The following is a 17,712-nucleotide window of genomic DNA, read 5'->3' as shown; positions in this document are numbered from 1 at the left end:
ATATCTAGGGACAAGTGATCAACGCAGTGAACAACCCGGTCTGGTCCGGCACGTGGGTCGCCGAGCGGCTCGGTGTCGAACTCGTGGGCGACGACAAGCTGACCGACCTGCTGGGGCTGGCCCTGCGGCGCAATCCCAAGCGGGCGCATCTGCTGGTCTCCAACGTGCTCGGCAAGCATGTGCCGCAGTCGCCGTCCGTGGTGTACGGGTACGGGTTCGCACTCGGCCGCCGGGTGCGGGAGCTCTTGGGCGCGGAGGAGGCCGCCCGGGCGGTCGTCCTCGGGTACGCGGAGACCGCGACGGGGCTTGGCCACTCGGTCGCCGACGGTGTGGGACTCGCCCCGTATCTGCACTCCACGCGGCGCCCGGTCGCCTCGGTCGCCCCGGCGGGCGGCTTCGAGGAGTCGCACTCGCATGCCACGTCTCACTTGTTGCTGCCGGAGGATCCGGGGCTGCTGGTGGGGGACGGGCCGCTGGTCCTGGTCGACGACGAGTTCTCCACCGGGAACACGGTGCTGAACACGATCCGGGATCTTCACGGGCGGTATCCGCGGCGGCGGTACGTGGTGGTGGCTCTGGTCGACATGCGGTCGTCGGCGGATCTGGGGCGACTGGAGGAGTTCGCGCGGGAGATCGGCGCGAGGGTCGACCTGGTGGCGGCCGCTTCCGGGACGGTGCGGTTGCCTCACGGCGTGTTGGAGCGGGGGCAGGAGCTGGTGGCGCGGTACGAGGCAGAGAGTGCCGCGGTGGGTAGTTCGTCGTCTGCGGGTGCGTCGGGGCTGGTCGCGCAGTTCCCCGCGCCCCTCAAGAAGGGCGGTGCCACTGAAGCCGACCTGAGCAGCACCCCCCCAGGGGCGCGGGGAACTGCGCGACAAGCCCCCACTTACCTGCACTCCGAAGACAACCGCAAGCACCCCATAGCCACCCGGGTAGAGCTGTTCTGGCCCCAGGGCCTCCCCGACGGTGGGCGTCACGGCTTCACGCCCCAGCACCGCACCCGCTTGGAAAGCGCGTTGCCCGCCATGGCCGCCCGCCTCGCAGAGGCGCTCCCCGCCGACGCGCGCCGCGTCCTCGTCCTCGGCTTCGAGGAGCTGATGTACGCCCCCCTCCGCCTCGCCCGCGAGCTGGAGCAGGTCGCCGACGCCGAGGTGCGGTACTCCACGACCACCCGCTCACCCGTCCTCGCGGTCGACGACCCCGGTTACGCGATACGCAGCCGCATAGTCTTCCCCGCCCACGACGACCCGGCCGACGGCCCCGGCGAGCGCTACGCCTACAACGTGGCCGGTGCCGGCTTCGACGCGGTGGTCGCCGTGGTCGACTCCGCCGCCGACACCCCCGAACTGCACGGGCCGGACGGCCTGTTGGCCCAGCTGGCCGCCCACGCCCCGCACGTCCTGCTGGCAGTCGTGCCCTCCTACGTGCCAGAGCCCCTGTACGTTCCCGAAAGGCCCTCCATGCTGCCCGAGCCCCTCCGCGGCCCCGCCTTCTCCTCGTACCCGCCCGAGGAGGTCGGCTGGCTGCTGCAGGACCTCTCGGACGTGACGCTGGAGGCGCCGACCGAGGAGCGGGAGGAGGCCATCCAGAGCGGCGGAGCGCACTACGCGGAGTCGCTGCCGGTGGAGTACCAGCCGAGCGAGCAGTACCAGGAGCTGTTCCACGCGGCGCTCGAGGAGTCCGCGGCGCGTCTCGCCCTGGCGGTCGGCGCGGTCACGGAGATCGTGCTCGCCGAGCGGTCCCCGCGGCCGGTGCTCGTCTCGCTCGCCCGCGCCGGTACGCCCGTCGGCGTGCTGATGCGGCGCTGGGCCCAGTTCCGGCACGGCCTCGACCTGCCGCACTACGCCGTCTCGATCGTGCGCGGCCGCGGTATCGACGCCAACGCGCTGCGCTGGCTGGCCGCCCACCACGACCCGTCCGACGTCGTCTTCGTCGACGGCTGGACCGGCAAGGGCGCCATCACCCGCGAACTCGCCGACGCCATCGAGGAGTTCGAGGCGTCCGACGGCATCACCGGCTTCGACCCGGAGATCGCGGTGCTGGCCGACCCGGGCTCGTGCGTGCGGACCTACGGCACCCGGGAGGACTTCCTCATACCCTCCGCCTGCCTCAACTCGACCGTCTCGGGCCTGATTTCGCGGACGGTGCTGCGCGCGGACCTGGTCGGCCCGCACGACTTCCACGGCGCCAAGTTCTACCGCGAACTCGCCGGCACCGATGTCTCGGTGGCCTTCCTGGACGCCGTCGCCGCCCGCTTCCCGGAGGTCGCGGACGCCGTCAGCACGCAGGTCAAGGAACTGCTGTCCGGCGACCGCGAGCCCACCTGGGAGGGCTGGGCGGCCGTCGAGCGGATCAGTGAGGAGTACGGCATCCACGACGTGAACCTCGTCAAGCCCGGCGTCGGCGAGACGACACGTGTGCTGCTGCGCCGGGTGCCCTGGAAGATCCTCGCGAAGGCCGGGGCGGGCGCCGACCTGGACCACGTCCGGCTGCTGGCCGAGCAGAGAGGAGTGCCGGTGGAAGAGGTGGCCGAACTGCCGTACACCTGCGTGGGGTTGATCCACCCCAAGTACACGCGGGGCGCCACGGGCGCCGACGGCAAGGCGGTGGCGGTCTGATGCCGGTGCTGGTGGCGAGCGACCTCGACCGTACGCTCATCTACTCCTCCGCGGCCCTCGCGCTGACCATGCCGGACGCGCGGGCGCCCCGGCTGCTCTGCGTCGAGGTGCACGAGGCCAAGCCGCTGTCGTTCATGACGGAGACCGCAGCCGGCCTGCTGACCGATCTCGGCGACGCGGCGGTCTTCGTACCGACGACGACCCGGACCCGCAAGCAGTACCAGCGCATCAACCTGCCGGGCCCGGCGCCGAAGTACGCGATCTGCGCCAACGGCGGCCATCTGATGGTGGACGGCGTCTCCGACCTCGACTGGCATGCGCAGGTGACGGCACGGCTGGCCGAGCAGTGCGCTCCGCTGGACGAGGTGCGGGAACATCTGCTGGAGACGGCGGACCCGGAGTGGGTGCGCAAGCACCGGGTCGCCGAGGACCTCTTCGCCTATCTCGTCGTCGAGCGGGAACTGCTGCCCGAGGAGTGGGTCAAGGAACTCGCGGTGTGGGCGGAGAACCGCGGCTGGACGGTGTCACTGCAGGGCCGCAAGATCTACGCCGTCCCGAAGCCGCTGACCAAGAGCGCGGCGATGCACGAGGTCGCCCGGCGCACGGGGGCGGACCTGACGCTGGCCGCGGGCGACTCGCTGCTCGACGCCGACCTGCTGCTCGCCGCCGACCGCGGCTGGCGCCCGGGCCACGGGGAGTTGGCCGACGCCGCCTGGACAGCGCCGGCGATCACGGCACTCCCGGAGGGGGGAGTGCTGGCGGGGGAGCGCATCCTCCGGGAGTTCCTGAAGGCGACCCGCACGACAGCGCCCCAATAGGGGCGCGGGGCTGTGTCTGACGTGCGGCTACCGCCGCGTGGGCGCGACCAGCCACGAAGCACCCGCAGCAGACAACGCACGGGCCTGCGCAGCCAAACGCACCGGCCTACCTAGCCGCAGCACCCTCCACCACAACACCCGCCGCCCGCTGCCTTCGGCGCGGCGGCGGGTGCACTCGCCGTACCGCCCACAGCCACGGTCGACAACAACTTCACCGTGTCCCCATGCCCGGCAGGGCACGTCGCCGGGTCGGAGGACTGGGCCATCGGCCGGCTCAGTTCAAACGTGTCGCCGCAACTCCGGCAGCGGTACTCATAGCGAGGCATGCGACCAGGTTAGCGGTGGTGCGCAGCAGCGAGTGTGATCCAAGTCACGCGTCCATCATGTTATCTACGGCTCGGTATGGGATCGTTCCTGTCGGATTCTCATGTGGAGAACTCGCGAAGATCGTTGGTAGTTTCCGGGCGTGATCGGGACAGCACAACGACGTGGCCGGTCGGCTGACCGCCGCCGCCCACGCCGCCGACGCGCGGCACCGAAGCGGTTTCCCCGGGCGGCGTTACGCCGCTTACGCCCCGCCTGCCCACGCCCCGGCCGCACCGGACCCAGCGCCATCCGGATGGCCGGCGGCTACGCCACCTTCGCCACCGCCGGGAAGCACACCGAGCCGCACTCGGTGCGCCGTATCACCCACAACGGCGCTCCGGTCCCGCTGACCACCCCCACCGCGCGCCGCCCGATCGGCGCCGAGGTGGCCGAGCAGGTCTCCCAGGCGCTCACGGACTCCCTGAACGCCGCCCACACCGCCGTCTCCACCGCGACCGCGACCGGCACGTCCGGCACCACCGCGGACGACACCGCCGCCCGGTACGCGGGCACCGCCCAGTCCGTGCCGACCGCCGTCGTCGTCCACCGCATGGACCCGGCCACCTCCCTGGAGCCCCTGCCGCTGAAGGGAATCGCAGGAACGCCCGCCGACAGCGTCCCGTACGCCGTCTGGTCGGGCGCCATGGACCTCGGCTGACCCCCGAGGCCCGCACCACACCCCCCACCCCCCTCGCAGAATGAGCACCGCATGCCCAAGGAACACCGCATGCCCGGCATGAAACCGCCCACCGGCCGACGCCGCCAAGGCCCCGACCGCCGCACCACCCGGCTGGGGTTCACGACCCTCGCCCCCTTCCTCATGGTGGCCTCGCTGGTCGCCGCCTCCCTGATACTGACCCGCCAGGACCAGCCCCAGCCCGCCGCGGACACCGACAAGAGCCCCAAGGCCGCCGCCCACAGCCCCACTCCGTCACCCACCTGGGACGGAAAGACCAAGATCCTCGGCGACGGCTCCACCTCCAACACCGGACCGCAGCAAGGTCAGTTGAAGGCAGAGCCCCTCAAGCCCGGCCAGAGACCACCCCAGTTCGTCGTCTTCTCCTGGGACGGCGCACTGGAGGGCAGCGACCACCTCTTCTCCCACTACCGGGAGCTGGCGAAGAAGTACGACGCCCACATGACGTTCTTCCTCACCGGCATCCACCTGCTGCCCAAGAACAAGGCGAAGCTCTACCACCCGCCCCAGCACCCGGCAGGCTCCGCCGCCATCGGCTACGCCACCGACGGCCACATCCGCACCACGCTGGAACAACTGCGCCTCGCCTACCAGGACGGCAACGAGATCGGCACCCACTTCAACGGCCACTTCTGCGGCAAGAAGGGCGGCGGCGACTGGAGCGCAGACGAGTGGAAGAGCGAGATCGACCAGTTCTACGCGTTCGCCGAGAAGTGGAAGACCAACACCGGCTTCGATGACGTCCCCGCCCTGCCCTTCGACTTCAAGACGGAGGTCACCGGCGGCCGCGCCCCCTGTCTGGAGGGCCAGAAGAACCTGCTCAAGGCCATCAAGAGCTACGGCTGGCGCTACGACGCCTCCTCCACCGGCGACTTCCAGATCTGGCCCACCAAGAAGAACGGCGTCTGGGACTTCCCGCTGCAACTGCTCCCGTACTCGGGCACCGCCTACCAAGGCCTGTCGATGGACTTCAACTTCCTCTCCAACCAGTCCGACGGCGAGACCCACGGCAACCCCGCCGACTACCCCCAGTGGGAACAGCAGACGGTCACCTCCTACATGGACGGCTTCAACCGCGTCTACCACGGCAGCCGCGCCCCGCTGTTCATCGGCAACCACTTCGAGGACTGGAACGGCGGCATCTACATGAGGGCCGTCGACCGGATCGTCAGGAACGTCTGCACGAAGAAGGGCGTCAAGTGCGTGTCCTTCAAGGAACTGGCCGACTGGCTGGACGTGCAGAAGCCGGAGACCTTGGCACGACTGCGCGGCCTGGAGCCCGCACAGTCGCCCGCCTGGTCGACGGTCGTGAAGTGAACCGCCCCCCACCGCAAGGAGAAAGCCCCACGAGACCCGGCAAGTCCGCCGCAGCCGGGGGCCGTTGCACGACCGTGGCCGCGATCACCCTCACCGCGGCCACCACCTACCGCGGCGATGGCGACGTACACCGAGAAGCGGCGTCCCGTACCTGACCTACCACGACACCGACACCTACCGCCGGTCGCCGGCAGGCCCGGTCGCCTCGTACCCGAACTCGGCGTACTCCGCCTGTCGCAGCCAGCAGGCAGGCATAAGGGGGCAGCGGCTCAATGGCCGCCCCCGCGCTCCTCCCGGATCTGCGAGACCACGTGGGCCACCGACTCGCGCACCGCCTCCGTCTCCGTGAGGAAGTGCCAGTAGTCGGGGTGGCGGCCCTCCAGGGAGGCGATCGCCCGCTCCAGCCGGGCCACCGAGTCGTCCAGCGGGCGCGCGTGCCGCGGATCCGGCGTCGTCCGGCCCGTCATCGCCAGCCGCTGGGCGTCCCGGATCGCGAACCGCGTCCGGTCGATCTCCTGCTGCGGGTCCTTCTGCACGGCGTTCAGCCGCTGCAGCCGGTCACGGGCCGCCGACACGGACTCGTCGGTCGTGTTCAGCAGCGCCCGCACCGTCGACAAGAGCGAGGTCGCGTCCGGCCAGCGCTGGGCGTCCCGCGCCGCCTGCGCCTCCTTCAGCTTCAGCTCCGCCTGGCGCACGTTCTCCGCGGCCTGCTGCGGCACGTGCTGCAGGTCCTGCCAGCACGCCGCCACGAACCGCCGCCGCAACTCGCTCAGCACCGGATCGACCTGCCCGGCACGCGTGGTGAGCGCCTGCGCGCGCGTGCGCAGCGAGACGAGCCGGTGGTCGATCTCGGCCGCCTTCTGCGGCAGCCGCTCGGCCTCCACCCGGATCGCCTCGGCCTCCCGCGCCACCCGCTCGGCCCGCTCCAGCGTCTGCGGCACCCCGTGCTGCCCGGCGCCCTGGTTGAGCTTCGTCAGCTCGGGTCCCAGGGCGGCAAGACGGGCCGCGAGATCGTCCGCCCTGAGCTTCGTCTCCCGTACGGCATCCAGCGCGTTCGAAGCGGCGAGCAGCCCCTGCCTCGCCCGCTCCACCGCCGGAGCCAGCCGGGCCAGCTGGGTCTCCGCCTTGCCGAGCAGCGGCCCGAGACTGTCACCGAAACGATCCAGCTCCCGCTTGACGTTCGCCAGATCGTCCTTGGCCTTGGTGAGCTCGGTACGCGCGTGTGCCGCGACCGACGCCTCCAGGTCGTCCCGGTCGAGGTCGTGCGCGTCGACGGCCTCGATATAGCGATGGCTGGCCTCGTCGATCCGCCGCCCCAGCGCCTCGAAGTCGGAGACCGCGCGCCGCGCCGCAGGAGTGTTGTCGACGGCCGTGATCGTCTCGATCGAGATCCGTAGATCGCGCTGGGCCGTGTCCAGCTCGTAGAACGCGGCCGCCGCGGCGTCCTTGGCGGCCTGCGCCTCGGCCCGCTGACTCTCGGCCCGCCCGCCGAACCAGCGCCGGGTGCCCCCGCCGGCGAACGCGGCGGGCAGCGCCAGCGCGGCGACCAGAGGAAGGGCGAGAAGCGTGACGGCATCCCTGAGCGCCTGACGGTGTGCACGCGGCACCAACGGCGAGTACGGCTGCGAAGGTGTCGCCGTCACATCCCTCTCCCGTACTGTCATCCGTCCTGGCCGGTGCCTCGTTTCATTCTCCCACCGGTTAAGGACGAACACACGGGCCGGTTAGTTCGCGGTCCTGAGGGTGACTTTGCCGTCACCGGTACGCGCGGACACCACGTGCGAGCTGGAGTCGGACCGCGGCACGGACACATCCACCGAGCCGTCGCCCGTCTCGGTCGTCACCCGGTACGTGGCCTTGGGCAGCGCGACGGTGACGGAGCCGTCGTGACTGCGGGAGTCCACCAGGTCCGGTACGGCACCGAGTTCGAGCTCCACGGAACCGTCGCCCGTCTCGGCACGCACCCGCCGCGAGGACACGGCGGCATGCACGGACCCGTCCCCGGTGTGCATCTCCAGCGGCCCGGTGGAGTCGGTGACATGCACGGACCCGTCCCCCGTACGAATACTCAGCGCATCCTGGAAGCCCCGCGCCCGCACGCTCCCGTCCCCGTCCTCGACCTTCACGGTGACCCCGCGCGGCACCTCGATCCGATGTCTGGCCGAGCAGTCGGCGACGACACCGGAGCACTTCATCCGCAGCGTCAGCCGGTCGTCCTCCATCTTCCAGCTCACCTTCGGGTCCTTCCCGATGGCGACGGTGCCCTGGAACCACCGGGTGACCTCGACCTTCCCCGCCGGATTCCCGTCCGCGGCGACGATTTCCAGCGCCGAGTCGTCGGAGTCGACGGTGAGGGTGTGCCCGGTCAGCGCGAACGACCGGTGATCGGGATCCTTGTCGTCCCCCGCGGAAGCCCCACAGGCGGCGACACCCCCGACGAGCACCACGACGACTCCGGCGGCGAGACCGGTGCGGACGACGACGGGACGGGTACGGACGCGAGCCATGACGATCTCCCCCTGGAGGATGCTGAAGGTGCTTCGACCGTACGGAGCGGGGAGCCGCGGGGGGATCCGGGCGGCTCCCGGATCTGGGGTGGGGCTAGCCCCCGTACGAGCCCGCCTCCCGATACGGGTTTGCAGGGCACTGCCTCGGGCAAGGTAGGCTGTCGACTCGTCTCGGGTGCGTAGCTCAGGGGTAGAGCGCCTGCCTTACAAGCAGGATGTCGGCGGTTCGAAACCGTCCGCGCCCACACGGGAAGAAGACCCCGGCCGATCATGGCCGGGGTCTTCTTGCGTCATGTCGATCATGCCTCGCGTGCGTGCTTCAGCCTGGTGCGGGCGTCCACTCGTTCTCCGGTCGCGACCTCCGCCCAGAAGCGGTGGGTACTGACGAACACGGCGAGTTCGTGTTCGCGTTGGCGGAGCTTCTCCACCTCGGCCTGTTCGTCGGCCGTCCAGCCGGGGGAGGCGGGGCGCTCCACCTTGCGCCAGCCGCCTGTGTCGCTGAAGCCGTCCAGGGGCTCGACCGACCAGGGCAGCCGCTTGAGCAGGGCCGACAGCTCCGAACGGACCTGATGCAGCTCCTCCTGACCGGCGAGGAGGTCACTCGGAAAGTCATAGGTCGTAGCCACGGCCCAATGCTACGCCTGTTCGAATTTGGGATGCGAGTTCCTTCCCGGGGTTCATGCGGACGGGTGGCCCCGGGCAGACAACCATCGTGGGGACCTTCGCCGACCGCAGCGTCTCGCCCGAGGTGGACCAGGTCTCCCGCCAGACCACCGTCCGCGTGCGCCGGGCTGTCGTACGCCGTCCACTCGCTGATCGGCGGCAGGCTCATCAGGCGTGGGCACCCCTCCGATGCCGTGATGGGTGTGTTGTTCGGCGCGGCCGGGCTCCTCGTCCTGCCGCTTCTCCTCGCCGTCGACATGTACTGGCTCGCCACCACCCGCGCTGCGGCGGTGGCGGTGTATCTCGCCCTGTTCACCGTCTTCCTGGCCTACCGGCTCTTCGGGCACGGGGCGCACGCCGGCGTCGGTGGCCACGTCGTTGACGCCGGCGGAGCCGGCCGTGGCGGCGGTCCTGGGCGTCACCGTGCTCGGTGAACGCCTGCCGGGCGCCTCCTGGTGCGGTCTTGCCGTCCTCGGTGTGGGGCTGGTTCTCCTGGCCGTCCCGGTCGGCGCGGGCAGCCGGGGACGGTAGTCGCCAGACACGGTTCTGCTCGCGGTCCGATGCGCAGAACACCGGTGAAGCCGGGGCGTTGTCAGACCCGGCTCCTATGGTGGGCGGCATGGACTTCGCGGACGTGGAGAAGGTGCGGCTGGAACCCTGGGGCGAGGGCGACTTCTGGCTGCTGCGGCGGGCCAACAGCCCTGAGATGACAGTGCACTTGGGCGGGCCCGAGAGCGAGGAGAAGCTTGCCGACCGGCATCGGCGGTACCTGGAGGCGGGGCCCGGCCAGATGTACCGGGTCGTGCTGGCGGCCAGTGGGGAGAGCGTGGGCTCGGCCGGGTTCTGGGCCCGGGAGTGGCGGGGCGGCACGGTGTGGGAGGCGGGGTGGGGGGTGCTGCCCGAGTTCCAGGGGCGGGGGCTGGCCGTGCGGGCGGCGCGGGCCGTTGCGGAGGAAGCGCGGGATGCCGGTGAGCACCGGTATCTGCACGCCTTTCCGAAGAAGGACAACGGCCCGTCGAACTCCGTCTGCCGACGGGCCGGGTTCACCCTGCTCGGGCCGGTCGACATCGAGTACCCGAAGGGGCACTGGATCACGTCCAACGACTGGCGGGTGGACCTGCAGTCCATACACCGGCCCGGATGACGGGACCGCTCCGCCCCTGCCGCACCGGCGGCTAGCGGCTGCCGTCCCTCAACTCCCGTACCACCCGCGCCGTCACCGGCACACTCACCCCGTGCCGCTCGGCCGCGCGCAGCAACGCCCCGCCGATCGCGTCCAGTTCGAGCGGGCGCCCCGCCTCGGCGTCGCGCTGCATGGAGGACTTGGTCTGAGGCGGGAAGGCGTCGTAGCGGGCGAGTGCCTGGGCCGGATTTGCCGGGCCGCCGCTTGCGCGGCTGACCGCGGCCGTCTCCTCCACCAGGGCCGTCAGCTCGTCGCGGTGCCGGGTGCGTACGTCACCGAGCGGGAGACCGTACCTGGTGGTGAGGAGGGCGAACGGCGCCAGGAACGACATCTTCGCCCACAGCGCGGCCGTCTCGTCGTCGAGCACGCGGGTGGCCGGACCGGCGGTGCTGAGAGCTTCGGCGAGGGAGTCGAGCCGGCCGCGGTCCACTCCCTCGCCGGTCAGGTCGATCTCGGCGAAGGGACTGCCGTGCTCGATCACTCCCGCCGCGACCCTGGTCGACTCGACGCGGATGACGGCCGGGGCGATCAGGTCGGGGCGGTAGCGGGCGCGCAGGGTGGCCGGATGTTCGACGCCGTTCAGGAACGGTACGAGGAGGGCGTCGCCGAGGGCCGTCGGCGGGACGCGGTCGAGGGCGGCGTCCAGGGAGGTGTGCTTGACCGCGACCAGGCACGCGTCGACCGGTTCCCGCAGGGTGGTGTCCGCGTCCACACGGGCCGTGAAGTCGCCGTACAGGCCGCTGCGGATGTGGATCCCGTCCGTGCGCAGCGTCGCGGCGGTGGCCTCGCCGGCCAGGCAGATCGCACGGTGGCCGGCGCGGGACAGCAGCCCGGCGAGCAGGCCGCCGATGCCGCCGGGGCCGAGGACGGCAACAGTGAGTTCGTTCGCCATGATTCTGTTGTTCCCTTCGTCGGTCGGCCCCGGAACGGTGGCCGCCTCGCAACGGATCATTCCAGGCGCTGCGGAAGTGCGTGAGACTGGTCCCATGTGCCGGAGCATCAAGACACTTCGCCCGCCCGCGTTGCCCGAAGAGGCGACGGAGGAAGAGATCAGGGCTGCGGCCCTGCAGTTCGTGCGGAAGGTGTCCGGCTTTCGGGCGCCGGCCGCGCACAACCGGGAGGTTTTCGACCGCGCCGTCGAGGCGGTTGCCGAGGCCACGGCCGAGTTGCTGGCCGGGCTCGAGGTGCGGGGGCAGAAGGCTTCCGCCTAGCTTTGGCGGCTGCCTGCGGCTCCGCCGTGGGGGTGCGGCGCCCTCGGCGTCTGCGGGTTCGTCGTGGCTGGTCGCTCCCCCACTCTCGACTTCACTTGAGCGGGGGGACCCCCATCGCGGCGGAGCCGCCAATTGATACAGCCCCGCGCCCCTTGAGGGCGCTCCCGAACTCGGCAGCAGGACCTACGACGCCTTCGCCGGGCGGCGCATCACGTAAGCCGCCCCTGCCCCTGCCCCGAACAGTGCCAGCACCGATACCGCCGTGGCCACCCAGGTCGTGCCCAGCCACTGGCCGCCGTAGTAGCCGAGCGCCACGCTGTACGTCGCCCAGGTCAGGCCCGCGAGGGCGGACCAGGGGAGGAAGTCGCGGGCGCGGCGGTGGGCGGCGCCGGCGCCGAGGGAGACGACCGAGCGGCCGGCCGGGGCGAACCGGGCGAGGATGACCAGGGCGCCGCCGCCGCGGGCCAGGGCGGCGCCGAGACGTTCCTGCGCGGTGGTCAGCCGGCGTGAGCGGGCGATGGCGCGGTCCAGGCGTTCGCCGCCGCGCCAGGCCAGCCGGTACGCCACCAGGTCGCCGAGGACGGAGGCGGTGGCGGCGCAGAGCGTCAGGGCCAGGATGTCGGGGACCGCGTGCGGTACCCGGCCGCTCGCCGAGCCCGCGGCTGCCGCCGTGGCGGCCGTGATCACCAGCACACCGCTCGGCAGGACCGGCACGAACACGTCGAGCAAGACCGACAGCGCCACCATGGCGTAGATCCATGGGCTGCCGGTCAGCAGCCCCACACTTTCCAGCACCGCGAACTCCCCGTGACTCCCCCGTGGACCGGACCGTGCCGCGAACGTCGCGAGGGAGCGGCAAGGGCGGCCATGACAGCCATACAGCGTACGCCGGGGCTGTGACGGGAGTTTCATGGGGGGCGCATGTGATCGGCACAGGACGTTCACCCGGCCGCCGTCCTTGGGCGCGCAGGGCCTTTGAACGTGCAGGGCCTTTGAACGTGCAGGGCCTTCCCCCGCCGGCGGGGGAAGGCCCTGGGATCAGCGCACGGGATCAGGCAGCGACCGGCGTCTGCTCCGCCGCGGCCTTGTCCTGCGCCGTGGCGCGCTTCGCGAACAGCCGGTCCAGGCCGAAGGCGCCGGAGCCGGTGAAGACCAGCAGCAGAAGGGTCCAGCTGAACATCGCCGCGGCCTCGCCGCCGTTCTGCATCGGCCACAGGGCGTTCGGCTGGTGCACCTTGAAGTAGGCGTACGCCATCGAGCCCGAGGCTATGAACGCGGCGGCACGCGTGCCGAGGCCGAGCAGTACGAGGACGCCGCCGACCAGCTGGATGACGGCCGCGTACCAGAACGGCCAGGCGCCGGTCTCGACGGTGCCGCCGTTGGTGCCGGCCACGCCGCCGAGGACGCCGAAGAGCGCGGCGGCGCCGTGGCAGGCGAAGAGCAGGCCGACGACGATGCGGAACAGTCCGAGGGCGTACGGCTGTGCGCTGTTGAGGCGGGCGGTCATGTGGGGGGTACTCCTTCGGTCGGGCCGGTCCGGGGCGAACCGGTCGGGGAACGAGCCGAGCGAGTAATTCACGGTAGGTCTACCTAATCGATGCTTGCAAGTTCAACATTCGGCCATCGATTCGCTTCCGCTTCCGGCTCCGTTTCGCCCGCAGCCGCACGTAGCAGGGCTCTGGCGACCGCATCCGCGTCCGAAAGCGTGACCGAATCCACCCCGGGGCGGGCCCCCGCCGCCGTCACCCAGTGCACGCCCTCCGTGGGCACCCCGAACGCGAACCGCCTTGAATGCGGGCGACCTTGACGGTCCATCAGACGGTACGGCCGTTCCGTCACGTCCAGCCCCCCGGTTTCGTAACCGTCGACGGCATGCGGCCGGCACTGTCCCGTCTTCAGCAGCCGGGCGAGGAGTTCGTCGGCGGTGCGCCGCAGATCCGGTTCCGGTAGGCGGGCCTCCACGAGGGTTGTCACACGCACTGCCGACCCCGGCACCTCGGGGGACCGGGCCACCCACGCCCCCTGTTCGGGCCGCACCTCGAGGCGTGGCCCGAGCACCTCCACCACCCCCGCCTCCACCAGCGCGGCCAGCTCCTCGATGCGCCGCCGGGGCGGGCCGATGGAGAGGAAGGCGTTCAGCGGGGTGTACCAGCGGTCCAGGTGTTCGCGGCGGGAGGCCCCGGTGAGCCCGCCGTGGTCGACGATCAGCCGCAGCTCGTTGCGCAGATCGCGCAGCACGTCCAGGGCCGCCTTGAGCGGGCCGTCCACATTGCCGAGGGCGGCCTGGGTCGCGTCCTCGCGCAGATACGCCAGCAGCCACGCCCGCCACTCCCGCCGATGCGCGAACTGCCCTTCCGTATACGGCCGGGAGATCCGGTCCCAGCTCCAGCGGTCGCCCGCAGGGATGCCGAACTCGTCGAGTACGTACGCCTCTTGGGGAGCGCGATGGGGCACCATGAGGAAGCGGTCCGCGAAGTCCTCCCGGCCGGTGAGCGCCGCGTAGTAGACCGTCTCCACCTCCTTCGCCACCAACGGCCATATCTCGGTCAGGAAGTCGGGCGCCTCACCGGAGTCAGCGCGCTTGCGGAAGCCTGCGATCACCTCCGGGGTGAGGACCAGCGGGGTGTGTCTGCCGTACGGCCCCTTTGCGTTGTCGCCGCGCGCCTGGTACGGGATGCCGCGCCGGGAGCCGGCGTACAGGCGCGGTTCGCGGCCGGAGGGGACGTAGCGCAGACCGCGGCGACCGGAGACGAACCGGCCGCCGCGGCCCGTGGTCAACAGGGCCGTGTGGTCGAAGAAGTTGAGGCCCAGGCCGCGCAGCAGCACCGGTTCACCGGGGGCTATGGGGGAGAGGTCGACGTCGGCCGGGTTGGCGGGCGGGAAGTGGAGCAGGCCGTGACGGTCGGCGTAGTCCGCAAGGCGGCGCTGCTCCGCGTCCGCGGCGACCGGGAGGTGGCCCTGGGCGAGCACGACCGCGGACAGGCCGGTCAGGGTGCGGCCGTCGTCGAGGGTGAGGCTCTGGCGGCCGTCGGGGGCGTCGTCCAGCCGTACGGCCCGCGCCCGGTGCGTCTGGACGCGTACCGCGGGCGGCGCCTCGCTCACCACCTTCGCGAACACCCACTCCAGGTAGTGGCCGTAGCGGGCGCGGGTGGGGTACTCGTCCGCGCCCAGCTCGCCGTCCGCCCACTCGTACAGGCTGGGGCCCGGCCGGACCGGTCCCGAGCAGTCCACGCTGTCGTCGGTGAACAGGGTCACCTGGCAGGCCACGGTGTTCATCAGCAGCTCGGGGGACTGGGCGGTGCGCCACACGCTGCCGGGCCCGGGCGGTGCGGGATCGACGACGTGGACGGTCAGTCGTACGCCCCGCGGGAGGAGTTCCGGCACGGAGGCGCAGAGGCGTTCCAGGACGCTGGTGCCGCGCGGTCCTGCGCCGACCAGAGCAAGGGAGACGGTCGGGTGTTCTGCGATCGGTGCAGACAAAGGGGTGACTCCGGGCGTGGGGGGAGGGCTTGGCGGCAGACCGCTGGAACGGAATTGGCGGCAGACCGCCCGAACGGAATTCGCAGCAGACCGCCAGAATGGAAGCGGACGGTCCGCCTCATCATGCCCTCGCGTGCCACGGAAGCCAACGCGCGTCTCAGACACCCCGTTTGTCACTCATGTGTCCCTCATGTGCTGCTTCAGGTGGGGGTGAGGGTGGACTCCTCCACGGTCTTCAGCACCCGGTTCGGCTGCGCCTGCTCCAGACGCAGTCGCGCCGAACGGCCCTTCAGTGTCAGCGTCATCAGCTGGTTGCCGAACCAGGGCCCGCCCTTCCTGCGCCAGTCGACCGGCGGCCGCTCGCACCGCCCGTGCCGGGCGAACCGCCGGCCGAGGGCCCGGGCCGCCGCACTCCAGCCGAAGCGGAAGCCGATCCGGATGGACAGGGGGATGGAGTTGTGGACCGGGGAGCAGGTCAGCTGCAGGACGCGGGCGTCCGGGGCGGCGGAGGGCCAGCTCGGCTCGGCCACATACGCGTGGTGCACGTCTCCCGACAGGACGAGCACCGTCGCCGGCGCCTGAGCCCCCGAACCCACCTGGGCGATCATCTCGGTCAGGGCGGCGAAGGAGGCCGGAAAGGCCGCCCAGTGCTCCAGGTCGGCCCGCCGCCGCAGATCCTCCCCGAACCGCGCCCAGCGCGCCCCGCGCTCGCCCCGGCACAGCGCCGCGTTCCACGCCTCGGCGTCGTGCACCAGGTGCGGCAGCAGCCAGGGCAGGGAGGTGCCGATGAGGAGGTGGTCGTACGACCCCCGCTCCGTCAGGGCCTGCTCGCGCAGCCACGCGGCCTCCCCCGGATCGAGCATCGCGCGGTTGTCCTCGTCCAGGACGCGGGCCGCCCGGGTGTCGACCATCAGCAGGCGTACGCGGCCGAAGTCGCGGCGGTAGCTCCAGCGCACGGCGGCCGGGTCGGCGTCGGCCTTGCAGGCGAAGGCGCGCAACTCGTCCGTGCCGTCGGGGAGTTCGCGTACGGCCGCGTACAACGGGTCGGCGGCCAGCTCGGCCGGCGACAGGTTCCCCAGGTGCTGGTGCACCCAGTACGACATCAGGCCGCTCAGCAGCCGCTCCCGCCACCAGGGGGTGGCCCGCATGTCCTCCAGCCAGGCGGCGGAGGTGTTCCAGTCGTCGATGACGTCGTGGTCGTCGAAGATCATGCAGCTGGGCACGGTGGACAGCAGCCAGCGCACCTCGGGATCGAGCCACGACTCGTAGTAGAGGCGCGTGTACTCCTCGTAGTCCGCGACCTCGTTGCCCGGCGGGTCGCTCAGGTCGCGGCGGGCGGCCAGCCAGCGGCGCGTCGCCTCGGAGGTCTCGTCGGCGTACACCTGGTCGCCCAACAGCAGCAGTACGTCCGGCCGTTCGCCGTCCGGATCGGTCGCGATGCGGGCGGCGAGGGTGTCCAGCGCGTCGGGTCCTGCGGGGTCGTGCTCGTCGGCGGGCGGGGCGGCCCAGCGGCAGGAGCCGAAGGCGACGCGGACACCGTCGCCCTCGTGCGAGGTGCGGATGACGGAGGGCGGGAACCTCCTCGGGGAGCCGGGCGCGTCGGGCAGCGGCCATACGCGCGTGCCGTCGAGGAGGACGTCGTACGGCGTCGTCGTGCCCGGCGTGAGCCCGGTGACCGGCACGAGGGCGTAGTGATGGCCCGCGACCTGGAAGGTGCGGGCCTCGCCGCGGGCGCCGTCCGCGCAGCGCACCTCGGCGGTGCACGGACGGCTCGCCTCGACCCAGACGGTCGCGGACGAGCCGTCGGCATACCTCAGCAGTGGACCCAGGCGCAGTTCGGCCACGTCAGCCCGCCCTTTCCATGGTCGGGCTCGCCTCCGGGGCTCGCCCTCCTCCGTCGCCCCGTACGGTACGGAACGACGGGGGTCGGCGGGGAGGTTCCTTTACACAATCCGCCGCAACATCCGCGGGATCAGCAGCCGGCGAGGTAGCTGGTCAGCGCGGACTTCTCGGCGGAGTCGACCGAGAGGTCGTAGTAGTACTTCACCTGGACCCAGGCGCGGACGTAGGTGCAGACGTACGCGGAGCGGGTGGGCACCCACTCGGCCGGGTCCTGGTCGCTCTTGGAGCGGTTGGAACTGGCGGAGACGGCGATCAGCTGAGGGCGGGTGACGTCGTTGGCGAACGCCTGGCGCCGGGCGGTGGTCCAGCCACTGGCGCCGGAGTCCCAGGCCTCGGCGAGCGGGACCAGGTGGTCGATGTCGAAGGTGCTCGGGTCGGTGGTGGTGACCGCGTCGTACTGCGAGTACCAGGAGCCGCTGGTGGCGGTGCAGGCGGAGTTGGTGACGACGTTGCTGCCGTCCCGCTTGATGACGTACTCGCGGGTGTTGCAGGTCCCGGAGATCGTGATCCAGGTCGGGAAGAGGTCGCGGTCGTAGCCGGTTCGGTCCTCGGTCGCCACGGTGAGCGAGGCGAGGTAGGTGCGGGCGGTGGCGGCGCTGACCGGCGTGGGAAGGGCGGCGGAGGCGGTCGGACTGTTGAGAAGTCCGGCGGAGGCTATGAGTCCGGTAAGAGCCGCGAGTATGCTGAGCCGTCGACGCGCGTAGAACTTCGGCATGCGAACTCCCTTGGGGTGTGGGGCCGTTGGGCTGCGAGCAGGGGAATGCTCGCGGCGCCGTGTTGCGGAGAGGTGAGCGTTCGGTAAGAAGTTAATGTCGCGTACATGACACGACAAGGTTTACGGCCGAACTTTCGGCCGCGTGGCGGTCGCGTACGATGGACGGCGCAGAAGGGGAGTAGCTCTTCGCCGGACCGTCGACATACTGCTCAGCTCGTCTGAGCCGGCGCCCGGAGGC

18 protein-coding genes, 1 tRNA gene and 1 pseudogene are annotated in these 17,712 nt (G+C 71.4%); 10 read left to right on the top strand and 10 right to left on the bottom strand.

Annotated elements, in window-relative coordinates:
• Positions 1-14: 14 nt before the first annotated feature.
• The gene (locus tag EDD92_RS15335; RefSeq protein ID WP_123964835.1) at positions 15-2,615 is read left to right on the top strand and encodes a phosphoribosyltransferase; all 2,601 of its coding nucleotides are present in this window, start codon (positions 15-17) and stop codon (positions 2,613-2,615) included.
• Positions 2,615-3,433, top strand: coding sequence for an HAD family hydrolase (locus EDD92_RS15330; protein WP_123964834.1), 819 nt, complete (start codon positions 2,615-2,617; stop codon positions 3,431-3,433). Before EDD92_RS15335 ends, EDD92_RS15330 begins: the two co-directional genes overlap by 1 nt.
• A 110-nt stretch (positions 3,434-3,543) precedes the next feature.
• On the opposite strand, the gene EDD92_RS15325 is transcribed toward EDD92_RS15330, so the two are convergent.
• A complete protein-coding gene (locus tag EDD92_RS15325; RefSeq protein ID WP_123964833.1) occupies positions 3,544-3,759 on the bottom strand; it encodes a zinc ribbon domain-containing protein in 216 nt (71 codons plus the stop codon).
• A 293-nt stretch (positions 3,760-4,052) separates the two neighbouring features.
• Between EDD92_RS15325 and EDD92_RS15320 the strand changes: the two genes are divergently transcribed.
• The gene (locus EDD92_RS15320) at positions 4,053-4,457 is read left to right on the top strand and encodes a hypothetical protein (protein WP_123964832.1); all 405 of its coding nucleotides are present in this window, start codon (positions 4,053-4,055) and stop codon (positions 4,455-4,457) included.
• A 78-nt stretch (positions 4,458-4,535) separates the two neighbouring features.
• Positions 4,536-5,813 (top strand): hypothetical protein, encoded by a 1,278-nt coding sequence (locus EDD92_RS15315; protein WP_123970403.1) that lies wholly within the window; start codon positions 4,536-4,538, stop codon positions 5,811-5,813.
• Positions 5,814-6,082: 269 nt separating this feature from the next.
• Here the strand turns inward: EDD92_RS15315 and EDD92_RS15305 are convergent, their stop codons facing one another.
• Together EDD92_RS15305 and EDD92_RS15300 are read right to left on the bottom strand one after the other, a co-directional pair.
• Complete coding sequence (locus tag EDD92_RS15305) at positions 6,083-7,456, bottom strand: hypothetical protein (protein ID WP_123964830.1); 1,374 nt, start codon at positions 7,454-7,456, stop codon at positions 6,083-6,085.
• An 81-nt stretch (positions 7,457-7,537) separates the two neighbouring features.
• Positions 7,538-8,320 (bottom strand): DUF4097 family beta strand repeat-containing protein, encoded by a 783-nt coding sequence (locus EDD92_RS15300; RefSeq protein WP_123964829.1) that lies wholly within the window; start codon positions 8,318-8,320, stop codon positions 7,538-7,540.
• 173 nt (positions 8,321-8,493) lie between these two features.
• Between EDD92_RS15300 and EDD92_RS15295 the strand changes: the two genes are divergently transcribed.
• Positions 8,494-8,565 (top strand) — tRNA-Val (locus EDD92_RS15295).
• Between the two features lie 54 nt (positions 8,566-8,619).
• Here EDD92_RS15295 and EDD92_RS15290 read toward each other — a convergent pair.
• Positions 8,620-8,946 carry a hypothetical protein gene (locus tag EDD92_RS15290; RefSeq protein WP_123964828.1) on the bottom strand — a complete coding sequence of 109 codons (327 nt, stop codon included), beginning with the start codon at positions 8,944-8,946 and terminating at the stop codon, positions 8,620-8,622.
• 92 nt (positions 8,947-9,038) lie between these two features.
• Between EDD92_RS15290 and EDD92_RS51110 the strand changes: the two are divergent.
• From EDD92_RS51110 to EDD92_RS15275, 4 genes and pseudogenes are all read left to right on the top strand, one after another.
• A pseudogene (locus EDD92_RS51110) lies at positions 9,039-9,116 on the top strand (TetR family transcriptional regulator); the annotation flags it as partial.
• A gap of 64 nt (positions 9,117-9,180) precedes the next feature.
• Positions 9,181-9,417: a hypothetical protein gene (locus EDD92_RS51105; RefSeq protein WP_260327399.1), complete on the top strand. Its 237-nt coding sequence runs from the start codon at positions 9,181-9,183 to the stop codon at positions 9,415-9,417.
• Entirely contained in the window at positions 9,350-9,514 is a 165-nt protein-coding gene (locus EDD92_RS51100; protein WP_311736766.1) for a hypothetical protein, read from the top strand. Before EDD92_RS51105 ends, EDD92_RS51100 begins: the two co-directional genes overlap by 68 nt.
• A gap of 88 nt (positions 9,515-9,602) precedes the next feature.
• A complete protein-coding gene (locus EDD92_RS15275; RefSeq protein ID WP_123964827.1) occupies positions 9,603-10,127 on the top strand; it encodes a GNAT family N-acetyltransferase in 525 nt (174 codons plus the stop codon).
• Positions 10,128-10,158: 31 nt separating this feature from the next.
• On the opposite strand, the gene EDD92_RS15270 is transcribed toward EDD92_RS15275, so the two are convergent.
• Positions 10,159-11,058, bottom strand: a complete 900-nt coding sequence (locus tag EDD92_RS15270; protein WP_123964826.1) for a ketopantoate reductase family protein — start codon at positions 11,056-11,058, stop codon at positions 10,159-10,161.
• 94 nt (positions 11,059-11,152) lie between these two features.
• Here EDD92_RS15270 and EDD92_RS15265 point away from each other — a divergent pair, with 94 nt between their 5' ends.
• The gene (locus EDD92_RS15265; protein WP_030931896.1) at positions 11,153-11,377 is read left to right on the top strand and encodes a DUF2277 domain-containing protein; all 225 of its coding nucleotides are present in this window, start codon (positions 11,153-11,155) and stop codon (positions 11,375-11,377) included.
• 183 nt (positions 11,378-11,560) lie between these two features.
• Here EDD92_RS15265 and EDD92_RS15255 read toward each other — a convergent pair whose 3' ends face one another.
• The 5 genes from EDD92_RS15255 to EDD92_RS15235 all read right to left on the bottom strand — a co-directional run bounded on the left by EDD92_RS15255 (position 11,561) and on the right by EDD92_RS15235 (position 17,474).
• Complete coding sequence (locus EDD92_RS15255) at positions 11,561-12,172, bottom strand: DedA family protein (protein WP_185124025.1); 612 nt, start codon at positions 12,170-12,172, stop codon at positions 11,561-11,563.
• 256 nt (positions 12,173-12,428) lie between these two features.
• Positions 12,429-12,884 carry a DoxX family protein gene (locus EDD92_RS15250; RefSeq protein ID WP_123964824.1) on the bottom strand — a complete coding sequence of 152 codons (456 nt, stop codon included), beginning with the start codon at positions 12,882-12,884 and terminating at the stop codon, positions 12,429-12,431.
• 83 nt (positions 12,885-12,967) lie between these two features.
• A complete protein-coding gene (locus EDD92_RS15245) occupies positions 12,968-14,857 on the bottom strand; it encodes an FAD/NAD(P)-binding domain-containing protein (protein ID WP_123964823.1) in 1,890 nt (629 codons plus the stop codon).
• A 200-nt stretch (positions 14,858-15,057) separates the two neighbouring features.
• On the bottom strand, positions 15,058-16,701 hold the full coding sequence (locus EDD92_RS15240; RefSeq protein ID WP_123964822.1) for an alkaline phosphatase D family protein: 1,644 nt from the start codon (positions 16,699-16,701) through the stop codon (positions 15,058-15,060).
• Between the two features lie 128 nt (positions 16,702-16,829).
• Positions 16,830-17,474 carry an HNH endonuclease family protein gene (locus EDD92_RS15235; RefSeq protein WP_123964821.1) on the bottom strand — a complete coding sequence of 215 codons (645 nt, stop codon included), beginning with the start codon at positions 17,472-17,474 and terminating at the stop codon, positions 16,830-16,832.
• Positions 17,475-17,712: the final 238 nt, after the last annotated feature.

The organism is Streptomyces sp. TLI_185, from assembly GCF_003814765.1.
In the GTDB taxonomy this organism is placed as follows: Bacteria; Actinomycetota; Actinomycetes; order Streptomycetales; family Streptomycetaceae; genus Streptomyces.
The sequence above is the reverse complement of the archived record's forward strand: the minus strand, read 5'-3'. Positions and strand labels throughout refer to the sequence as shown.